Raw genomic sequence first — 19,094 nt, 5'->3', positions numbered from 1 at the left:
CACACGCGAGTGCGTGGCCTCTGTGGGAGCGAGCTTGCTCGCGAAGGCGGACTGACTGATCAGTAGATTTTCGGCGTTTGCACCGGGTGAGCAAGCTCACTCCCACACACCGTTGCATCGCATCTGTGGGCGAGCGGGGCGACGCTTCGTTTGCTCGCGCAAAGGCCGGCACGGTCCCTCAATGACGATCGCGCCATACGGTCTGTGCATTACAGAACTCGCGTACACCGAAGTGCGAGAGCTCGCGGCCAAAGCCGCTTTTTTTCACGCCGCCAAAGGTCACGCGTGGGTCTGATGCGCTGTAGCCGTTGATGAATACGCCGCCGGTTTCCAGTTCTTCGGTCATGCGTTCCGCAAGCTCCAGATCGCGGGTGTACACCGTCGCGGTCAGGCCGAACTCGCTGTCGTTGGCAAGTTCCAGGGCGTGCTGCGCGTCGCGGGCGGTGATGATCGAAGCCACCGGGCCGAACAGTTCCTGCCTGAACGAGGTCATCTGGTCGGTAACATCGCCCAACACGGTTGGCTCGTAGTAATTGCCTTGGCCATCCGCCTTCCTGCCGCCCAGCAACAGCGTCGCGCCTTCGGCCAGGGTGTCCTGAACCTGAGCATCCAGCTCGTCACGCAGATCAACGCGTGCCATCGGGCCGATATAGGTCTCGTCAGACAACGGATCGCCGATCACCAACTGGCGAGTCTGCTCAACGAACCTGCGGGTAAATTCCTCGACCACACCTTGCTCGATGATCAAACGCTTGGCCGCCGCACAGACCTGCCCGGTGTTCTGGAAGCGACCGATCACCGCTGCTTTCACCGCCTGATCCAGATCCGCATCATTGAGCACGATAAACGGGTCGGAACCGCCCAGTTCCAGCACACACTTCTTCAGCGCAGCACCGGCCTGTGCACCAATCGCCTGCCCGGCACGCACGCTGCCGGTCAGCGTGACAGCGGCAATGCGTGGATCGGCAATGGCGTTTGAAACACCTTCCGGGGTCACGTTGATGACTTCAAACACGCCTTCCGGAAAGCCTGCGCGCTTGAATGCGCCCAGCATCAGGTAGGCACAGCCCATCACATTGGGCGCATGCTTGAGCACGTAGGTGTTACCCGCCAGCAGCGTCGGAATCGCACCACGCAGCACCTGCCAGATCGGGAAATTCCACGGCATCACCGCCAGAATCGCCCCCAGCGGGCGGTATTCAATGCGTGCCTTGTCATGCTCGACCTGAGTCGCTTCGGCAGCCAGCATCGCCGGCCCGTGCGCCGCATACCAGTCGCACAATTGCGCGCATTTCTCGACTTCGCCTCCGGCCTGCGCCACGGGCTTGCCCATTTCCCGGCTGATCATCCGGGCGATGTTTTCAGCGTCGTCGCGCAACACTTGGCCCATGGCGATGATCAACTGCGCGCGTTGCTGGACAGGCGTACGCTTCCAGCCTGCAAAGCCTGCCGCCGCGCGGGAAAGTGTGCTGTTCAGTACAGCGTCGGATTCAAAGGCATAACTGCCGATCTGTTCGCCCGACACCGGGTTGATCGAGATCGCGTGGGTATTGCTGGTAATAGTGGTCATTGCGCCATCCTGTTGAGGTGGGGAGTGAAGCCAGAATATAGGCGTGCAATGCTTTCTAAAACTGAATAATAATGATCGTATCGTTCATGTTTGGAGAATGCTGTGGATCTGGTTCAGCTCGAAATATTCAAGGCTGTCGCTGAGCACGGCAGCATCAGTGCCGCCGCGCAGCAAATTCATCGTGTGCCGTCGAACCTGACTACGCGCATCAAACAGCTGGAGCAGGACCTGGGCGTGGATCTGTTCATCCGCGAAAAGCACCGCTTGCGCCTGTCGCCCGCCGGCTGGAATTTCCTCGACTACACGCGGCGTATTCTGGACCTGGTGCAGGAGGCGCGGCTGGCGGTGTCGGGAGAAGAGCCGCAAGGGCCTTTTTCATTGGGTTCTCTGGAAAGCACGGCGGCCGTGAGGATTCCTGCGCTCTTGGCGGCCTATAACCAGCAAAACGTCAAGGTCGAACTGGACCTGTCCACCGGGCCGTCCGGGACCATGATCGACGGTGTGCTTGCCGGGCGACTGGTCGCTGCATTTGTCGACGGACCGGTGCTGCATCCATCTCTTGAGGGTGTGCCGGTGTTCGAGGAGGAAATGGTCATCATTGCGCCGTTCAACCATGCGCCGGTCAAGCGCGGGCGGGATGTCAGCGGCGAGAGCATCTACGCATTCCGCGCCAACTGCTCCTATCGCCATCACTTCGAGCGCTGGTTCACCGACGACGCCGCCGTGCCGGGCAAGATTCACGAAATGGAGTCCTACCACGGCATGCTCGCCTGCGTCAGCGCCGGTGCCGGCCTGGCGCTGATGCCGCGCAGCATGCTTGAAAGCATGCCCGGTTGCGCCACGGTCAGCATCTGGCCGTTGTCCGAGAAGTTTCGCTACCTGCACACTTGGCTGATCTGGCGGCGCGGCACGGTTTCACGCAGCCTGACCCGCTTTGTGGCGTTGCTGGAAGCGCGGGCAGCGCCAGCAAGCCTCGAATAACGCGGTTAACGCGCCGCGCCAACCCGCGCGGCAATCGCCGCACCCACTTCCTGCGTCGAGCGCTGGCCGCCCAGGTCTGGCGTGACCTCGCCACTGGCGATGGCCTGTTCAATGGCCGTGATGATCTCGTCATGCGCCGCTGTGAAACGCTCGTCGCCCTGGCCGAGGAATTCCAGCATCAGGGCGCCGGACCAGATCATGGCGATCGGGTTGGCGATGTTCTGGCCGAAGATGTCGGGCGCCGAGCCGTGCACCGGCTCGAACAGCGACGGGAAGTTACGCTCCGGGTTGAGGTTGGCCGACGGTGCGATGCCGATGGTGCCGGCGCAGGCCGGGCCAAGGTCGCTGAGGATGTCGCCGAACAGGTTGGAGGCCACCACCACGTCGAAGCGCTCCGGTTGCAACACGAAGCGCGCGCACAGGATGTCGATGTGTTGCTTGTCCCAACTGATGTCCGGGTACTGGCTGGCCATCGCCTCGGTGCGTTTGTCCCAGTAGGGCATGCTGATGGCCATGCCATTGGATTTGGTCGCGGAGGTCACGTGCTTGCGTTCGCGCTTACTGGCCATCTCGAACGCGAACTTGAGAATACGATCGACACCGCGGCGGGTGAACACCGACTCCTGCAGCACGAACTCGTTTTCAGTGTTTTCGAACATGATCCCGCCCAGCGACGAGTATTCGCCTTCGGTGTTTTCGCGCACCACGATGAAGTCGATGTCACCCGGCTTGCGATTGGCAAGCGGGCAGGGTACGCCGGGGAACAGGCGCACCGGGCGGATGTTGGCGTACTGGTCGAACTCGCGGCGAAACTTGAGCAGCGAGCCCCACAGGGAAATGTGATCGGGCACTTTGTCGGGCCAGCCTACGGCACCGAAGAAAATCGCATCAAAGCCTTTCAACTGTTCAAACCAGTCGTCCGGCATCATCTTGCCGTGCTCCAGGTAGTAATCGCAGCTGGCCCATTCAAAATAGTCGAATTCCAGCTCCAGTCCGTGTTTCTCGGCGGCAGCCTTAACCACGCGGACGCCTTCGGGCAGTACTTCCAGGCCGATGCCGTCTCCGGCAATAGCAGCAATGCGCAGTTTCTTGTTGTTCATATCGGCACTCTCGTTGGGCAGTTTGTAGGGGTGGGTAGCACAAGCTGTCCATGCTATAAGCACACGATACAAAGATAATCAGCCGATTAATGGATTGAGAAAACACGATTCGTGAATTATCCGAACCTTGATGATCTGAACGTGTTCATTCACGTCGCCCGACGCTCAAGCTTTGTTGGCGCTGCCAATGAACTGGGCATGTCCGCCGCGTACGTCAGCAAGCGAGTCAAGCTGCTGGAGCAGAACATCGGCGTGGTATTGCTGCACCGTTCCACAAGGCAAGTGTCGATTACCGAAGATGGCGAGCGGGTTTATGAGTGGGCCAAGGGCATTCTGGAGTCTGTGCAGCAGATGGGCGATGAGGTCGCGGCGCTACACGGCGAGCCCAGCGGGCTGTTGCGAGTGGTCAGCAGCCAGGGCCTGGGTCGCCGCTTCGTGGCGCCGGCCTTGTCAGAGCTGGCGGCGCGTTACCCGAAACTGGATATCCGCCTCGATATTCAGGACCGGTTGGTGGACCTGATCGAGGAGGGCGTGGATCTGGACATTCGCGTCGGCAACGACATCGCCCCGCACCTGCGCGCCAGGCATCTGGCCAGCAATTGGCGCGTGCTGTGCGCAAGCCCTGCGTATGTGCAGCAGCACGGCGTTCCGCTCAGTCTGGCTGAACTGGCCAACCACGATTGCCTGGTGATCAAGGAGCGTGACCGGCCGTTCGGTATCTGGCACCTCAACGGTTTGCAGGGCGCTGAAACCGTGAAGGTGACCGGCAGCCTTTCCACCAACCACGGCGAAATCGCCCGCCAGTGGTGTCTGGACGGGGCCGGGGTTTTGCTGCGTTCGCTGTGGGATGTGCGGACTGATCTGGCCGAGGGCCGGTTGATTCAGGTGCTGCCCGAGTACCGCCAGGATGCAGACATCTGGGCGGTTCACACCTCGCCGCTGATGAGTTCGGCCAAGGTCCGTGTCACGGTGGAGTTTTTGCGCGAGTACTTTGCCGTGCACCACGCGCCTGTTTGATTCTGGGTCGTGATTGCGTGGCACGATTCTGAATCATGACTCTGAATCAGTGCGCGCCCGCCGCCTTGTTCAGGTCGCTGTCGGCCCATTCGGTGTAGATACACGCATCGGCGGCAGCCCAGCGCACGCGCACCGGATCTCCGGCTTTTAATGGCATGCCGGTGGCGGACAGCGCCTTGACGGTCATCGCCGTGCCGCCAGTGGTCACCACCGAGCAGGTCTGGCTTTCGCCGAGAAACAGCACTTCGGTGACAGTGGCGCTGACCTCGTTCCAGCCGGCTTCCAGCGGCGTGGCGGCAGCCTGCGTCACACTCAGTGCCTGGGCTTTTTCCGGGCGCACCATCAGCAGCACGTCCTGATCGGTCTTGAGGCTGGAGGTCAGCCGAATCGCCAGCGAGCTGCCTTCAAACGTCGCGACGGCGTTGCCCTGTGCCTTGAGCTTAAGGAAGTTCGAGTTGCCGAGAAACGAGGCGACAAAGGCATTCGGCGGGTTCTGGTACAGGTCGTAACCGGTGCCTAGACCGACGATCTTGCCGTGGCTGAAAATCGCGATGCGCTGGGACAGACGCATGGCTTCTTCCTGATCGTGGGTCACGTAGACAATGGTGATGCCCAGCCTGCGATGCAACTGGCGCAATTCGTCCTGCAGGTCTTCGCGCAGCTTCTTGTCCAGCGCACCGAGGGGTTCGTCCATCAGCAGGATGCGTGGCTCGTACACCAGCGCTCTGGCAATGGCGACCCGTTGTTGCTGGCCACCGGACAGTTGCGAAGGGCGACGGTGAGCGAATTCTTCCAGTTGAACCAGCTTGAGCATGGCATCGACCTTCTTTTCTCGCTCGGCCGCGGGCAGCTTGCGGATCGCCAACGGGAAGGCAATGTTGTCGCGAACCGTCAGATGCGGGAACAACGAGTAGCGCTGGAACACCATGCCGATGTCGCGCTTGTGCGGCGGCACATTGACCAGCGATTTGCCGCTGACCAGGATTTCGCCTGAACTGGGCGTCTCGAAACCGGCGAGCATCGACAGCGTGGTGCTTTTGCCCGAGCCACTGGAGCCCAGAAACGTCAGGAATTCACCGTCCTGAATATCCAGAGAAATATCATCGACGGCGGCGAAGTCACCGTAATGCTTGTTCAGGTTGCACAGCGCAACCAGCGGTTTCTGATGCGCTGGGGCGGGGTCTTTGATCACGGCACTCATGACGTACTCCTGGCTTCGTTGCGGCGACGCAGGGCCGCGGCGATGAACATGATCAGCACCGACAGGGCGATCAGCAACGTTGAGGCGACAGCGATGACCGGGGTCAGGTCCTGACGCAGGGTGGTCCACATCTTCACGGGAAGGGTCTGCAGGGTCGGGCTGGCCATCATCACGCTCAGCACCACTTCATCCCACGACACCAGAAACGCAAACAGCGCGCCGGCCATCATGCCCGGACGGATGCCGGGGAAGGTCACCTTGTAGATCGCCTGCAAGCGTGACGCGCCGCAGATCACCGCAGCGTCTTCAATGGACTGATCGAACAGCTTCAGCGAATTGATAATCGAGATGATGGTGAACGGCAAGGCGACGATCACATGGCTGACCACAAAGGAAAACAGCGTCCCGGTATAGCCCAGCTTGAGAAACAGCGCATAGACCGCCACGGCGATGATCACCAGCGGCACGATCATCGGCAGCGTGAACACGCCGTACAGGATGTCGCGCCCCGGAAAGCGGCCCCGCACCAGCGCGAAAGCGGTCGGCAGGCCGAGCGCCACCGACGTGACGGTGGTCAGAATCGCCACCTTGAAACTGGACATGGCGGCGGCCATCCAGTCAGGGTTTGAGAAAAACTGCTGATACCACTTCAGCGTCCAGCCGGGCGGCGGAAACACCAGCCACTGCGAGGAGCCGAACGACAATAGAATGATGAACAGGATCGGCAGCAACAGAAACAGCGCGATCAGCGCGGTGGTCAGGTACAGACCCGTGCGCAGACCAGGGCTCATGGCATTGGGCGTCAGGAGCATGGCGGTTTACCTCGCGTTGCTGGCGCCGACCGGGGATTCCGGCTGGAGCTTCAGGTAGAAGTAGAACAGCACCAGCGTGATCAGCACCAGCAACGCAGCGGCGGCACTGGCCAGCCCCCAGTTGAGGAACGACTGCACCTGCTGGACGATGAATTCGGGCAACATCATGTTCTGCGCGCCACCCAGCAACGCCGGGGTGACGTAGTAACCGAGCGACATGACAAACACCATCAGGCCCCCGGAAAACAGCCCCGGACGGCACAGCGGCAAAAATACCCGGAAGAAATTGGTCCACGGGCTCGCGCCACAGATGGAACCTGCCTGCAACACCATCGGGTCGATGGCCTGCATGGTCGCCTGCAACGGCAGAACAATGAACGGAATCATGATGTAGCTCATGCCGATCACCACGCCGGTCAGGTTGTGGACCATTTCCAGCGGCTGATCGATGATGCCCATGCCCATCAGCGCCTTGTTGATGACGCCCGAAGCCTGCAGCAACACCAACCAGGAGTAGGTGCGCGCCAGCAGGCTGGTCCACATCGACAGCAGCACAATATTCAGAATCCAGCGGCCCCAGCCGCGTGGTACCAGCGTGATGACCCAAGCCAGCGGGAAGCCCAGCAGCAGGCTGAACAGCGTGACCAGCCCGGCAACCGAGAAGGTGTTGAGCAGCACCCGCGAATACGCCGAGTTGGCGAACAGTTGTTCGTAGTTGCCGAGGCCGGGCACCGGTTCAAGCACCCCGCGCAGCAACAGGCCGATCAGCGGGGCGAAGAAAAACAGGCCCAGAAAGATCAGCGCCGGCAGCAGGTTGCTGCTGCCGCGCCAGCGTTGCGCAAGGGAAGGGGATGGCTGCATGCTCGTCGCCTTGTGGTGTGCCGTGCCGGCGGTGCCGGGTGCACCACCGGCCGGGATGGGTTGACGAGGAACGGCAGCCGTCATTTTTACTTGACCAGCCATTCGTTCCACCGGGTCGCAATGTCAGAACCGTTCTTGGCCCAGTAGGCGAAGTCGAGGGTGATCTGGTCGGCGACATGCGCGGTCGGCAGGTTAGGCGCCAGCGTGGAGTCCAGACGCGCCACACTTTGCGTGTTGACCGGTGCGTAGGCACTCAGGTTGGAGAAGTCGGCCTGGCCTTTGGCGCTGGTCGCGTTGGCGATGAACTTCATCGGCGCGTCCTTGTTTTTTGCGCCTTTGGGTACGACCAGAAAATCAGCCATGACCAGGTTCTGTTTCCAGCTCACGCCCACCGGTGCGCCGTCCTGTTGCAGGGCGTAGACGCGACCGTTCCACATCTGGCCCATCGACACTTCGCCGGAAGCCAGCAGTTGCTGCGATTGCGCACCGCCGCCCCACCAGACGATGTCTTTCTTGATGGTGTCGAGTTTCTTGAAGGCGCGATCCAGGTCCAGCGGGTAAAGCTTGTCGGCGGCTACGCCATCGGCCAGCAGGGCCAGTTCCAGCACGCCGGGGCTTGGCCATTTGTACAGGGCGCGCTTGCCGGGGTAGGTCTTGGTGTCGAACATGGCAGACCAGTCCGCAGGCGGCTTGGCGCCTACCTTGCTCTCGTTGAAGCCGAGTACGAAGGAGAAGAAGAACGAACCGGCGCCGTGATCGGTCACGAAACGTTTGTCGATCTCGTCGCGCTTGATGGTGTTGAAATCCAGCGGCTCCAGCAGACCTTCGCTGGCGGCACGCAAGGCAAAGTCGGCTTCAACATCGACCACGTCCCACTGCACGTTACCGCTTTCGACCATGGCCTTGAGTTTGCCGTAGTCGGTCGGGCCATCCTGTACGACCGTGATGCCACTGGCCTTGCTGAACGGGGCCGCCCACGCCTCTTTTTGAAAGTCCTGGGTCGAACCGCCCCAACTGACGAAGTTGACGCTTTCGGCAGCCAGGACAGCGGCGCTCGAAAAAGCCAGCACGCCCGCTGCCAGGACTGCCGTTGCACGTTTGTTCAACACCATGTTCACGCCCTCATTTGTTGTGTTTTGAGCGGGCTTTTGTCGCCCGCTTAGTCGGGAGCAGTAGGTCCAATGGGCCTTGAAACTGAAAACTGTCAGGTGCTTTTATTGATGTTTTTGCTTGCCGGTGTACCTGACAAACTAACCGGTTGATGGAATGTCATATTATGGTATTCCAAACTTTCTGCAAGCGTTTTGCCCTGTCAAAATGCCTTCATCGCCTGTTTTCAACGGTTGATTCCAGAGGCTTCCAGTAGCCGGTTATCGTGCTCGCCTGGCCTGATCATCCGGCTCAGCCGGGAAATGGAATACTTTCAATCACTTCCAGATCGTAGCCGGTCAGGCCGACATATTTGAGCGGCGGGCCGAGGTGGCGCAGTTTGCCGATCCCCAGGTCCTGCAAAATCTGCGCGCCGGTGCCGACCTCGGAATAGATGCGTGATTGCGAGCGGGTGTACTGGCGCGGTGGCTGGGTGAGCTGCGGAATACGTTCCAGCAACGCTTGTGACGATTCGTGATTGGCCAGCACCACGACCACGCCGCGGCCTTCTTCTGCGACGCGTTGCAGGGCTGCCCAGAGCGTCCAGTTGGCCGGGCCGGTGTACTCGGCACCGACCAGATCACGCAGCGGGTCGACCACGTGCACGCGCACCAGCGTCGGGTCTTCGCGACGGATATCGCCCATCACCATTGCCATGTGCACGCCGCCTTCGATGCGGTCTTCGTAGCTGAACAGGCGGAAGGTGCCGTGCACCGTGGGCAGCTCGCGCTCGCCGATTCTGACGATGGTGTGCTCGGTGCTCAGCCGGTAATGGATCAGGTCGGCGATGGTGCCGATACGGATGCCGTGTTTTTCGGCGAACAGCTCCAGGTCAGGGCGACGCGCCATTGTGCCGTCGTCATTCATGACCTCGACAATTACCGAGGCAGGGGTAAAACCGGCCATGCGTGCCAGGTCGCAACCCGCTTCGGTGTGCCCGGCGCGGGTCAGCACGCCGCCGTCGCGAGCGCGTAACGGGAAAATATGGCCCGGCTGCACCAAGTCTTCCGGCACCGCCCCCGGATTGACCGCCGCTTGCACGGTGCGCGCGCGATCTGCTGCGCTGATGCCGGTGGTCACGCCCGTCGTCGCTTCGATGGACACCGTGAACGCAGTGGCGAAAACGCTGCCGTTGCTCGGCACCATCTGCTCCAGCCCGAGGCGTTTACAGTGCTCGTCGGTCAGCGTCAGGCAGATCAGCCCGCGTGCTTCGCGAGCCATGAAACTGATCGCCTGGGCAGTGCAGCAATCGGCGGCGAGCAGCAGATCACCTTCGTTTTCACGGTCCTCATCATCGACCAGCAACACCATCTTGCCTTGGCGATAGTCTTCAATGATGTCTTCGATGCGATCGAATGCCATGCCCATGATCCCGGTTTTATGGATGAATGAATCGTGGTATACCATAAGACAGAATATTTCATAGATTCCCTATCATTGAAACAGTGAGATCTTGATGAAGGCTTATTGGATTGCCCACGTGGATGTGACCGACTCTCAGCAATACAGCGAATATACCCAGCGCGCGCCAGCCGCTTTCCAGTTATTTGGCGGCAAATTTCTCGCCCGGGGCGGCCGCTCGGAAGCCATCGAAGGGCGAGCAACGCCGCAACGCACGGTGATTATCGAATTTGAATCCTACGAACAGGCGGTCGCCTGTTATCACTCGCCCCAATACCAGAACGCCATGAGCCATCGACAGGGCGCGGCAAAGGCCGAAATCGTGATAGTTCAAGGGCAGCCTTAGGGTGTCAGCTTCAAGCCACAAGCTTCAAGCCAGAAGCAAAATCAGGTACGCCTCGGACCGCTTCACTTGCAGCTAACCGCTTGAAGCTGCTCTTAGCGAATAAAGTGGACCTTGCCTGTGTCGTCGTTGCCGATATAGATGCCGTAGACACCGGCCTGGCGTTCTTCGATATAGCGCTCAAGAATCTGGCGGATGGCGGGGTAGTAGATGCTGTCCCAGGGAATGTCTTCGGGGGCGAAGAATTTGTAGTCCAGGGTTTCCGGGCCGAACTGGCCGGTGACTTCCAGCGCGATGGCGCGGAACACGATGTACACCTCGCTGATGCGCGGCACGCTGAAGATGGAGTAGGGCGAGACGATTTCGGCGCGCACGCCGCTTTCTTCCCAGACTTCACGCAGCGCCGCCTGCTCGGTGGTTTCGCCGCTTTCCATGAAGCCAGCTGGCAGTGTCCAGGTGCCAGGGCGCGGCGGGATGGCGCGCTGGCAGAGCAGGTACTTGCCTTCCTGCTCGATGATGCAGCCGGCAATAATCTTCGGATTGACGTAATGAATGTACTGGCAACTGCCGCATATCAACCGCGCATGGGTGTCGCCGCCGGGGATGCGCTGGGCCAGGTCAGCGCTACCGCATTGAGGACAGAAGCGCGGTGTGACTATATCAGCGACCTATGCGGGGTTCTTTAAGGACCACAGGCGCGACGATCTCGCGCACTTTGGTGTCTTCGTCCTGCTTGGATTTCAGGTATTCCAGCGCGACTTTGGCGGCGTTGCGGACGTGATCGACCGACGCCTGATGCGCGGCCAGCGGGTTGCCGCTCTTGATGGCGTCGACCATCAGTTCCATTTCCTTGTTGCTGGCACCGCGGCGGTTTTCCTGGGAGACCGAGGTGGCGCGCAGGTAGCTGATGCGCGCCTGCAACTGACGTAGCTGGGTGGCCGCAACGTGGTTGCCCGAGCCTTCCAGCAAGACGTCGTAGAAACCCTGCACGGAATCGATGACCTGCTGCAACTCGCCTTCCTTGAGCGACTGGCGATTCACTTCCAGCGCTTTTTCCAGCGCGCGGATGTCCTTGGGGCTGGCGCGCAGGGTGAACAACTGGACGATCAGGCCTTCCAGTACACAGCGCAACTCGTAGATATCGCAGGCATCTTCCAGCGTGATGATGGCCACTCGCGGGCCTTTGGCGTCGGCGAACTCCACCAGCCCTTCGGACTCCAGATGGCGAAGTGCTTCGCGTACCGATGTGCGGCTGACCCCAAGCCGGTCACACAGGTCGCGCTCGACCAGACGATCGCCCGGCAGCAGTTGGAAGTTCATGATCGCGCTGCGCAGCTTGTCCAGCACAATCTCCCGCAGGGTGACGGGGTTGCGGTTGACTTTGAAGGTGTCGTCGAGTGGCAGGCGTTTCATCGGGTGTGCTCGAAATGGGCTGTCAATGTAGAAGGCTGGCAATGTGAAGACGTGACCTTAAGCATAGCCTGAATCATATCGGCAGCCCGCTAAGTACGCGGGCTGCTGCGTGCCCCGAAAGTGCAGACCCGGAGCGCGGCCGAGTTTATCACGCCGATGCACGCAACCACCAAAAGCGCCCGATGCCGCCTCAGACGATCGGCGCCAGTGCCCCCATCTTGCCCCGGTGATAAATCATCGGTGTCACGGGAATGGCGGGCAGAATCAGGTTTTTCACCGCACCGACGATGATCGCGTGATCGCCGCCGTCGTATTCGCGCCACAGCTCGCACTCGATGATAGCCGTTGCCTTGCCCAGCAGCGGGTTGCCCAGCTCGCTCAGGTGCCACTCGATGCCTTTGGTCTTGTCCTTGCCTTTGCTGGCGAACGCATAGGCTTCAACCTGCTGGTCGGCAGACAACAGGTGAATGGCGAACTTCTTGCTGTCACGCAGCACCGGGTAGGTGTCCGAGGCGTAATTGGGGCAGAACAGCACCAGCGCCGGGTCAATGGACAGCGCGCTGAAGGCACTCGCGGTGATGCCGACCAGATTGCCTTCAGGGTCCAGCGTGGTGACTATCGTCACGCCCGACGGGAATGACGCCATGACTTCTTTATAGATACTGGGTTCGATCATCGCAGCGGCCTCGTTAACGCATGACAAATGGATCAGGCATGGGCGCCTGCGAAAGGTTGATCCACACCGTTTTCAGCTCGGTGTAGGCCAGCACGGAGTCTATCTCGCTCTCGCGGCCGTAGCCGCTATTTTTGAATCCACCGATGGGCGCCATCGCCGATACGGCGCGATACGTGTTGACCCAGATGATCCCGGACCGAATATCCCGTGCCAGCCGGTGGGCGCGGCCCAGATCGCGGGTCCAGATCCCGGCGGCCAGGCCGAACTGCGAGTCGTTGGCGATCGCCAGCGCCTCGGCTTCGTCCTTGAAACGGATCACAGACGCGACCGGGCCGAACACTTCTTCCTGCATGATTTTCATCGAGTTGTGGTCGCACTCGAACAGCGTCGGCTCATAAAACCAGCCTTTGCTGTCCAGCTCGGGCCGTTTGCCGCCCAGCCGCAGGCGTGCACCTTCGGCCAGCGCGTCGGCTACCAGGCCTTCTACCACCGCCAACTGCTGGGCAGTGGCCATCGGGCCCATTTCGGTGCTTTCATCCAGCGGGTTGCCGATGCGGATACGGCTGGCGCGTTCAGCCAGACGCTCGACGAATTCATCGTAGATCCCGTCCTGCACCAGCAGCCTGGAGCCTGACACGCAGCTTTGCCCAGACGCCGCATAAATGCCAGCGACCGCGCCATTGACGGCGCTGTCCAGGTCGGCGTCGGCGAAAATGATATTGGGTGATTTGCCGCCCAGTTCCAGCGACAGTTTGGCGAAGTTTTCGGCGCTGCTGCGCACCACATGACGCGCCGTGGCTGCGCCGCCGGTGAAGGCAATCTTGCGCACCAGCGGGTGGCGGGTCAGGGCTGCGCCGGTGGTCGGGCCGTAGCCGGTTATCACGTTGACCACGCCGGGCGGGATGCCCGCTTCAAGCGCGAGTCGCGCCAGTTCCAGCACGCTGGCCGACGCGTGCTCCGAAGGCTTGAGGACGATGGTATTGCCGGCAGCCAGTGCGGGTGCCAGCTTGATGGCGGTCAGGTACAGCGGGCTGTTCCAGGGGATGATCCCGGCAACCACGCCCATCGGCTCGTGCACCGTATAGGCAAACAGGTCCGGCTTGTCGAGGGGCAGGGTGCCGCCTTCGAGTTTGTCAGCCAGCCCGGCAGTGTAATGAAAGAACTCTGGCAGATAACTGACCTGGCCACGGGTTTCGCGAATCAGTTTGCCGTTGTCGCGGCTTTCCAGTTGCGCCAGTTGTTCCTTGTTGTCGGCGATCAGGTCGCCCAGTCTGCGCAGCAGCTTGCCGCGTGCGGTGGCAGTCAGGCCTCGCCACGCCGGGTTTTCAAACGCTTTTTGCGCCGCCTGCACGGCGCGCTCGACATCCGCCTCATCTGCGTCGGGCAACTGCGCCCAGGGTTCGGCCAGTGCCGGGTTGAGGCTGTCGAAGGTCTTGCCGGACAGCGCATCGACCCATTGGCCGTCGATGCACATCTGAAAGCGGGTAAGGCTCATGCAACGCTCCCCTTTATCGAACTGTCGGCGGATGCCGGGTTGGCGAGGCCGATTTTTTCAAAGAACCCGAGCAACACCTGGTTGACCAGGCGTGGCGACTCAACCGGCATCATATGGCGTTGATCGGGCAATATCGCGACGTCTGCACCGCTGATGCGCATGGCCAGCTCGCGAGCCATTCCCGGCGTGGAGCCAGGGTCGAGTTCACCGGTGGCGATCAACGTCGGCGCGCGAATATCGCCCAGATCCTCTGCACGGTACATGTCTTGTGTGGCAAACAGCTTGTAGGTGGTCAGATAGCCTTGCGGATCATTGCTCGCCAGATTCTGCCTGATGGCGGCGATCTGTGCCGGGTTGGCCGCCTGATATTCGTGGCTGAACCAGCGCGACAGCGCCTCGCCTGCGTTGGCGTCCGGGCCGTGCTCGGCTGCCTGGCTGGTGCGTGCAATGACGCCCGCGCGCTGTTCCGGGCTGCGATTGAACACGCTGTTGAGTATGACCAGCCCCGACAAAAGCTGAGGGTATTGCAGCGCGAACGCCCGCGCCACCAACCCGCCCATCGAGAAGCCGACAACCGATGCCTGCGGCAGACCAAGGTGTGCCAGCAGTTCGCGCAATTGCTCGGCATAGCCCGGCAGGCCGGTGTCCGGATCAGGCCGCGGGCTGGCGCCGTGGCCCAGCATGTCGTAGGCAATGACCCGATAATGCGGGGCCAGCCCGACGATCTGGCCGCCCCACATCTCTTTGTTCAAGCCCACTCCGTGAATCAACACCACGGGGTGGCCTTGGCCGGTAGCCAGGTAGCTGGTACCCGCCGGGGTGCGCTCAGTGGTGAGCTGAATCATGGATCGCTCCTGCGCAGACGTTGAGAAGGATGGGTTACTGAGCCTTTTCAGCGGCCAGTTCTTCCAGATCGATATAGCGATTGCCAATGCGCGGGTGCAAACGTCCGCCGTTGGCAGCACCCAGGACGATGATGATTTCGTCGGCGCGTGGCGAATCTTCGATGTGCATTTCCAGGGTGATGTAGTGCGAGCGCAGGCCTTCATCGTCCTTGTGCATCATCGGCACCTGAATGGACGTGCCGGGGCCGCCGCGTTTGTTGGTAAAGCTCAGGTAACTCTTGGCCTTCACCGCCTCACGGTAATGATTGCCGAAGCGCAGGGTGTGAATCACTGCCGAAGCGTGTTCGATCTCGCCGTCCGCACCGACCACTGCAGCCTTGCCGTAGGCCTCGATGTTGTCTGCGCCGCCGATGGCATCGGTAAGGCGCTTGACCATCAGTTCACCAAGGTCCGAACAGTTGGCGCGGATCTCCGGTTTCAGGTCTTCGACAAACCCGCGGCCCAGCCACGGGTTCTTGATGACCACCGCCAGGCCAATCATGGTGACCGGTTTGTCGGTGGCCTTGCCGCCTTCGATGAAGGTTTCTTCGGTGTAATTGACGATCTTGCGAATTTCAAAACTCATGACGACTCCCGGATCGATCACTGTTGTATTTCGTATTATGGTATACCATAAGATTGCGCATGAAAACGCTTTATTTGCGGGTCATGCCGCGCCTCTTCGCCTGGCTGGGCCGTTGCAAAACATAAGGCAATGACGACATTGCACTGCCTGCGCCGACGACCACTCGTCAGGTGTCGGGGCAATCGCTTTGAACAGGGCTGCTCTCGTTTTGACAGACATTCAGTGATTCATAAAAAGCTTCACTGAATTTTTCATTTCGGAAATTTTCACTTCAGGAGAGCCCCTACATGAAAGCCATCGTCTATAACGGTCCGCGCGACGTCAGTGTCAAAAACGTGCCGGATGCGAAGATAGAGAAGCCGACAGACGCTCTTGTCAGAGTGACGACCACCAATATCTGCGGCTCGGATCTGCACATGTACGAAGGTCGTACGTCATTCGAGACCGGACGTATTTTCGGTCATGAAAACATGGGCGAAGTTATCGAGGTCGGCGCAGGCGTGGACCGTGTCAAGGTGGGCGACCGGGTTTGCCTGCCATTCAACATTGGCTGCGGGTTCTGCGAAAACTGCGAAAAAGGCCTGACCGGTTACTGCCTGACCGCCAACCCCGGCAGCGCAGGTGCTGCTTACGGTTTCGCCGAAATGGGCAGTCACGAAGGCGGCCAGGCCGAACTGCTGCGCGTGCCTTACGCCGATTTCAACTGCCTGCTGTTGCCCGAAGACGCCGCCGAGCGTGAAGACGACTACGTCATGCTCTCGGATATTTTCCCTACCGGCTGGCACGCCACCGAGCTGGCGGGCCTGTTGCCCGGCGAAAGCGTCGCCATTTATGGCGCAGGCCCGGTCGGGCTAATGGCCGCTCACTCGGCAATGATCAAAGGCGCGTCGCAGGTATTTGTCGTGGACAACCACCCGGATCGCCTCGCGCTTGCAGCGAAGATGGGCGCCACGCCGATCAACTCGCTGGAACAGGGCGCGGTTGACCAGATTCTCAATCTGACCGACGGCCGAGGCACCGACCGCGGCTGCGAATGCGTCGGTTATCAGTGCTGTGACCGGCACGGTCATGAAGCCAACCACGTCACCATGAACAACCTTGTGGCCTCGACCAAGGCCACCGGCGGGATCGGTGTCGTGGGCGTTTTCGTGCCACAGGATCCGGGCGCTCATAGCGACCTGGCGAAGGAAGGCAAGATGGCCTTCGACTTCGGCTCGTTCTGGTTCAAGGGCCAGCAGATCCGTACCGGTCAGGCCAACGTCAAGGCCTACAACCGTCGCCTGGCCGAGCTGATCCACCATGATCGCGCCAAGCCTTCGCAGATCATTTCCCATCGCCTGAAGCTGGAAGAAGGCCCTGCGGCCTACCAGCACTTCGATGCTCGTGACGATGGCTGGACCAAGGTCGTGCTCAAGCCAAACGGCTGATCGACTTCGCGCCTCTGGTGAGCCCTGTCGTGCTGGTCAATGCCACCGACAAGGCTCGCTGATCGACTTAAAACCCTTTTCGAGGAGATACCTACATGAACGAAGACTATCCCAAACCGCCGTTTGCCAGTCAGCCCCAGAATGTACCTGGCGAGCAAGGCCGGATGGATCCGTACCCGGATTGCGGAGAAAAAAGCTACAAAGGCTCAGGACGTCTGCAAGGCAAGATCGCGCTGATCACCGGCGCTGACAGCGGCATTGGTCGCGCTGTCGCGATTGCCTTTGCCCGCGAAGGCGCGCAGGTTGCGATCTCGTACCTGAACGAGCACGAAGATGCTCAGGAAACCAAGCGCTGGGTTGAAGAGGCGGGCATGAGATGCCTGCTGCTGCCCGGTGACCTGGCGCACAAACAGCAGTGCGAAGATATCGTCAGCAAGACCGTCGCCGAGTTCGGCCACATTGACGTGCTGGTCAACAACGCTGCATTCCAGATGACCCACGAGTCGCTGGAAGACATCCCCGACGAAGAATGGGTCAAGACGTTCGATATCAACATCACCGCGATGTTTCGCATCTGCAAGGCCGCAGTCCCGCACATGCCGCGCGGCGGTTCGATCATCAACACCAGCTCGGTCAATTCCGACATGCCCAAGCCGACATTGCTGGCCTATGCCGCCACCAAAGGTGCAATTGCCAACTTCACCGGTGCCCTGGCGCAATTGCTGGGCGAGAAGGGCATTCGCGTCAACAGCGTAGCCCCCGGCCCGATCTGGACGCCCCTCATACCTGCAACCATGACCGATGAAGACGTGAAAAGCTTCGGCAGTGAGACACCCTTGGGCCGCCCTGGCCAGCCGGTCGAGGTTTCGCCGATTTATGTGCTGCTGGCCTCTGACGAAGCCAGTTACATTTCCGGTTCGCGCTATGGCGTGACGGGCGGCAAGCCGATTCTGTAGTTGCGGCGAAAATGTGCGCGGTTTAAACGGTGCCTGAACAGGCGCCTTTTTTTGTCCCCGTCAGCAGCAGGTCCATTCTCCGGGGGAACCGAGTCACTCAGGGAACCACTCAGTTGCGTTTGTCTTTATTCCGATAATGCCTCTGTCGCGCCACGGCACATTCCAGGAGGTATTGATCTTTCACTGAGTGAGGTAACTGGCTATGACTATGGGTGTTTCACCTATTCGTAACTCAAACTCCCTACCGATCGATTTTTCGTCGTTGAGCGCAAAGAGTGGCGGGCAAAACGGGCTGGGCAGCGGAGGCAATTCGACCATCGACCCGAGTACATTGTTGTTCGGCAATCAAGGGCAGACGCAGGTCAATTTCGCTCCGCCCAACAGCACGGACTCGTCAACCAGCGGTGTGAATGCGGCGTCAGGCAACAGTGAGTCCGGACTGGTCGAGCAAATCATGAGCCTGCTGAAACAATTGATGCAGATGCTGATGCAAAACAACAATGCTTCCGGTAACCCTCAGGCGGATTCGTCAACGCCAGGCGTCGGCAGTGGCAACAGCGTCGGCGGCGGCGATACGGGAAGCAGTCTCGCAAGCGGCGACGGTGGCGACGAAACGTCCGGTGTTGGTAACGGCGGTTTAGGCGACGCGGGCAGCACGCCAATAACCAGCGCGGCCGATGGTGTGCCCTCGGATACTTCACTCACCGGTAGCGGTGGGCTGCATTTGCCCCAGCAGCTTGAGCAATATCGAGGCGACATAATGGACGCCGCAAAGGCCACCGGCATGCCACCCAGCGTGATCGCCGGGCAGATATGGGCTGAGTCGCGCGGTCAGTTGAATGCGGCCACCACCAACGTCAACGGCAAGGCCGACGCGGGCCTGATGCAGGTCAACGCAGACACGTTCAAGTCATTGCAGCAACAAAACCCCGGCTTGTTGGGCAATGATGTCAACGATTCGCACACCAACATCATGGCGGGCGCGCTCTACCTGCGTGACCAGAACAAGGAATTCGGCGACATGGGAGCGGCACTGCGCGCGTACAACTCCGGGCCCGACAAGGTCAATAAAGCCGACCTCAGCGACACGGGCGGCGTGGGTGGCAGCAGCTACCCGGCGGACGTACTGAACTTCGCGAAAATCATCGAAAGCGGACAGGGCAATTTGCCCGCGTGATGCCTGAGTTAAACGGCCCGCGCAATGCGCAATGCTGTTCACTTA

Annotated in this window: 19 protein-coding genes; 6 read left to right on the top strand and 13 right to left on the bottom strand. The window is 60.4% G+C overall.

Going from position 1 to position 19,094, the window contains the following annotated elements; genetic code table 11:
- Nucleotides 1–178 precede the first annotated feature (178 nt).
- Nucleotides 179–1,570: an aldehyde dehydrogenase family protein gene (locus DW49_RS0120570; protein WP_005617852.1), complete on the bottom strand. Its 1,392-nt coding sequence runs from the start codon at nucleotides 1,568–1,570 to the stop codon at nucleotides 179–181.
- 102 nt (nucleotides 1,571–1,672) lie between these two features.
- Here DW49_RS0120570 and ptrR point away from each other — a divergent pair, with 102 nt between their 5' ends.
- Nucleotides 1,673–2,551: a putrescine utilization regulator PtrR gene (ptrR, locus tag DW49_RS0120565; RefSeq protein WP_005617854.1), complete on the top strand. Its 879-nt coding sequence runs from the start codon at nucleotides 1,673–1,675 to the stop codon at nucleotides 2,549–2,551.
- A gap of 5 nt (nucleotides 2,552–2,556) precedes the next feature.
- Here ptrR and DW49_RS0120560 read toward each other — a convergent pair whose 3' ends face one another.
- Entirely contained in the window at nucleotides 2,557–3,651 is a 1,095-nt protein-coding gene (locus DW49_RS0120560; RefSeq protein WP_005617856.1) for a tartrate dehydrogenase, read from the bottom strand.
- Between the two features lie 111 nt (nucleotides 3,652–3,762).
- On the opposite strand from DW49_RS0120560, the gene DW49_RS0120555 reads away from it, so the two are divergent.
- Entirely contained in the window at nucleotides 3,763–4,668 is a 906-nt protein-coding gene (locus DW49_RS0120555; RefSeq protein ID WP_005617858.1) for a LysR substrate-binding domain-containing protein, read from the top strand.
- Between the two features lie 46 nt (nucleotides 4,669–4,714).
- On the opposite strand, the gene DW49_RS0120550 is transcribed toward DW49_RS0120555, so the two are convergent.
- From DW49_RS0120550 to ribBA, 5 genes are all read right to left on the bottom strand, one after another.
- A complete protein-coding gene (locus DW49_RS0120550; RefSeq protein ID WP_005617859.1) occupies nucleotides 4,715–5,869 on the bottom strand; it encodes an ABC transporter ATP-binding protein in 1,155 nt (384 codons plus the stop codon).
- Nucleotides 5,866–6,681 (bottom strand): ABC transporter permease, encoded by an 816-nt coding sequence (locus tag DW49_RS0120545; protein ID WP_005617861.1) that lies wholly within the window; start codon nucleotides 6,679–6,681, stop codon nucleotides 5,866–5,868. Before DW49_RS0120545 ends, DW49_RS0120550 begins: the two co-directional genes overlap by 4 nt.
- 6 nt (nucleotides 6,682–6,687) lie before the next feature.
- Nucleotides 6,688–7,644, bottom strand: coding sequence for an ABC transporter permease (locus DW49_RS0120540; protein WP_024419822.1), 957 nt, complete (start codon nucleotides 7,642–7,644; stop codon nucleotides 6,688–6,690).
- Nucleotides 7,629–8,654 (bottom strand): ABC transporter substrate-binding protein, encoded by a 1,026-nt coding sequence (locus tag DW49_RS0120535; protein WP_005617865.1) that lies wholly within the window; start codon nucleotides 8,652–8,654, stop codon nucleotides 7,629–7,631. Before DW49_RS0120535 ends, DW49_RS0120540 begins: the two co-directional genes overlap by 16 nt.
- A gap of 289 nt (nucleotides 8,655–8,943) precedes the next feature.
- Nucleotides 8,944–10,053 carry a bifunctional 3,4-dihydroxy-2-butanone-4-phosphate synthase/GTP cyclohydrolase II gene (ribBA, locus tag DW49_RS0120530; RefSeq protein ID WP_024419823.1) on the bottom strand — a complete coding sequence of 370 codons (1,110 nt, stop codon included), beginning with the start codon at nucleotides 10,051–10,053 and terminating at the stop codon, nucleotides 8,944–8,946.
- A gap of 94 nt (nucleotides 10,054–10,147) precedes the next feature.
- Here ribBA and DW49_RS0120525 point away from each other — a divergent pair, with 94 nt between their 5' ends.
- Nucleotides 10,148–10,438 (top strand): DUF1330 domain-containing protein, encoded by a 291-nt coding sequence (locus DW49_RS0120525; RefSeq protein WP_005617869.1) that lies wholly within the window; start codon nucleotides 10,148–10,150, stop codon nucleotides 10,436–10,438.
- Nucleotides 10,439–10,530: 92 nt separating this feature from the next.
- Here the strand turns inward: DW49_RS0120525 and DW49_RS0120520 are convergent, their stop codons facing one another.
- The 6 genes from DW49_RS0120520 to DW49_RS0120495 form a co-directional block, all read right to left on the bottom strand.
- Entirely contained in the window at nucleotides 10,531–11,094 is a 564-nt protein-coding gene (locus DW49_RS0120520; protein WP_024419824.1) for an NUDIX hydrolase, read from the bottom strand.
- A 1-nt stretch (nucleotide 11,095) separates the two neighbouring features.
- Complete coding sequence (locus DW49_RS0120515) at nucleotides 11,096–11,848, bottom strand: GntR family transcriptional regulator (RefSeq protein ID WP_005617871.1); 753 nt, start codon at nucleotides 11,846–11,848, stop codon at nucleotides 11,096–11,098.
- 190 nt (nucleotides 11,849–12,038) lie between these two features.
- Nucleotides 12,039–12,524, bottom strand: a complete 486-nt coding sequence (locus DW49_RS0120510) for a flavin reductase family protein (protein ID WP_003382778.1) — start codon at nucleotides 12,522–12,524, stop codon at nucleotides 12,039–12,041.
- Between the two features lie 13 nt (nucleotides 12,525–12,537).
- Nucleotides 12,538–14,019, bottom strand: a complete 1,482-nt coding sequence (locus DW49_RS0120505; protein ID WP_005617872.1) for an aldehyde dehydrogenase — start codon at nucleotides 14,017–14,019, stop codon at nucleotides 12,538–12,540.
- Nucleotides 14,016–14,864 (bottom strand): alpha/beta fold hydrolase, encoded by an 849-nt coding sequence (locus DW49_RS0120500; RefSeq protein WP_005617873.1) that lies wholly within the window; start codon nucleotides 14,862–14,864, stop codon nucleotides 14,016–14,018. The genes DW49_RS0120505 and DW49_RS0120500 overlap by 4 nt, the downstream gene beginning before the upstream one ends.
- A gap of 34 nt (nucleotides 14,865–14,898) precedes the next feature.
- Nucleotides 14,899–15,489, bottom strand: coding sequence for an amino acid synthesis family protein (locus DW49_RS0120495; protein WP_003382773.1), 591 nt, complete (start codon nucleotides 15,487–15,489; stop codon nucleotides 14,899–14,901).
- A 287-nt stretch (nucleotides 15,490–15,776) separates the two neighbouring features.
- Between DW49_RS0120495 and DW49_RS0120490 the strand changes: the two genes are divergently transcribed.
- The 3 genes from DW49_RS0120490 to DW49_RS0120480 all read left to right on the top strand — a co-directional run bounded on the left by DW49_RS0120490 (nucleotide 15,777) and on the right by DW49_RS0120480 (nucleotide 19,049).
- Nucleotides 15,777–16,916, top strand: a complete 1,140-nt coding sequence (locus DW49_RS0120490) for a glutathione-independent formaldehyde dehydrogenase (protein WP_003382771.1) — start codon at nucleotides 15,777–15,779, stop codon at nucleotides 16,914–16,916.
- A gap of 95 nt (nucleotides 16,917–17,011) precedes the next feature.
- Nucleotides 17,012–17,872, top strand: a complete 861-nt coding sequence (locus DW49_RS0120485) for a glucose 1-dehydrogenase (RefSeq protein ID WP_005617876.1) — start codon at nucleotides 17,012–17,014, stop codon at nucleotides 17,870–17,872.
- A 202-nt stretch (nucleotides 17,873–18,074) separates the two neighbouring features.
- Entirely contained in the window at nucleotides 18,075–19,049 is a 975-nt protein-coding gene (locus DW49_RS0120480) for a lytic transglycosylase domain-containing protein (RefSeq protein ID WP_081591528.1), read from the top strand.
- Nucleotides 19,050–19,094 lie beyond the last annotated feature (45 nt).

The organism is Pseudomonas avellanae BPIC 631, from assembly GCF_000444135.1.
GTDB lineage: Bacteria > Pseudomonadota > Gammaproteobacteria > Pseudomonadales > Pseudomonadaceae > Aquipseudomonas > Aquipseudomonas avellanae.
Note: the sequence above shows the minus strand (reverse complement) of the source record. Positions and strands in the feature narration are given on the sequence as shown.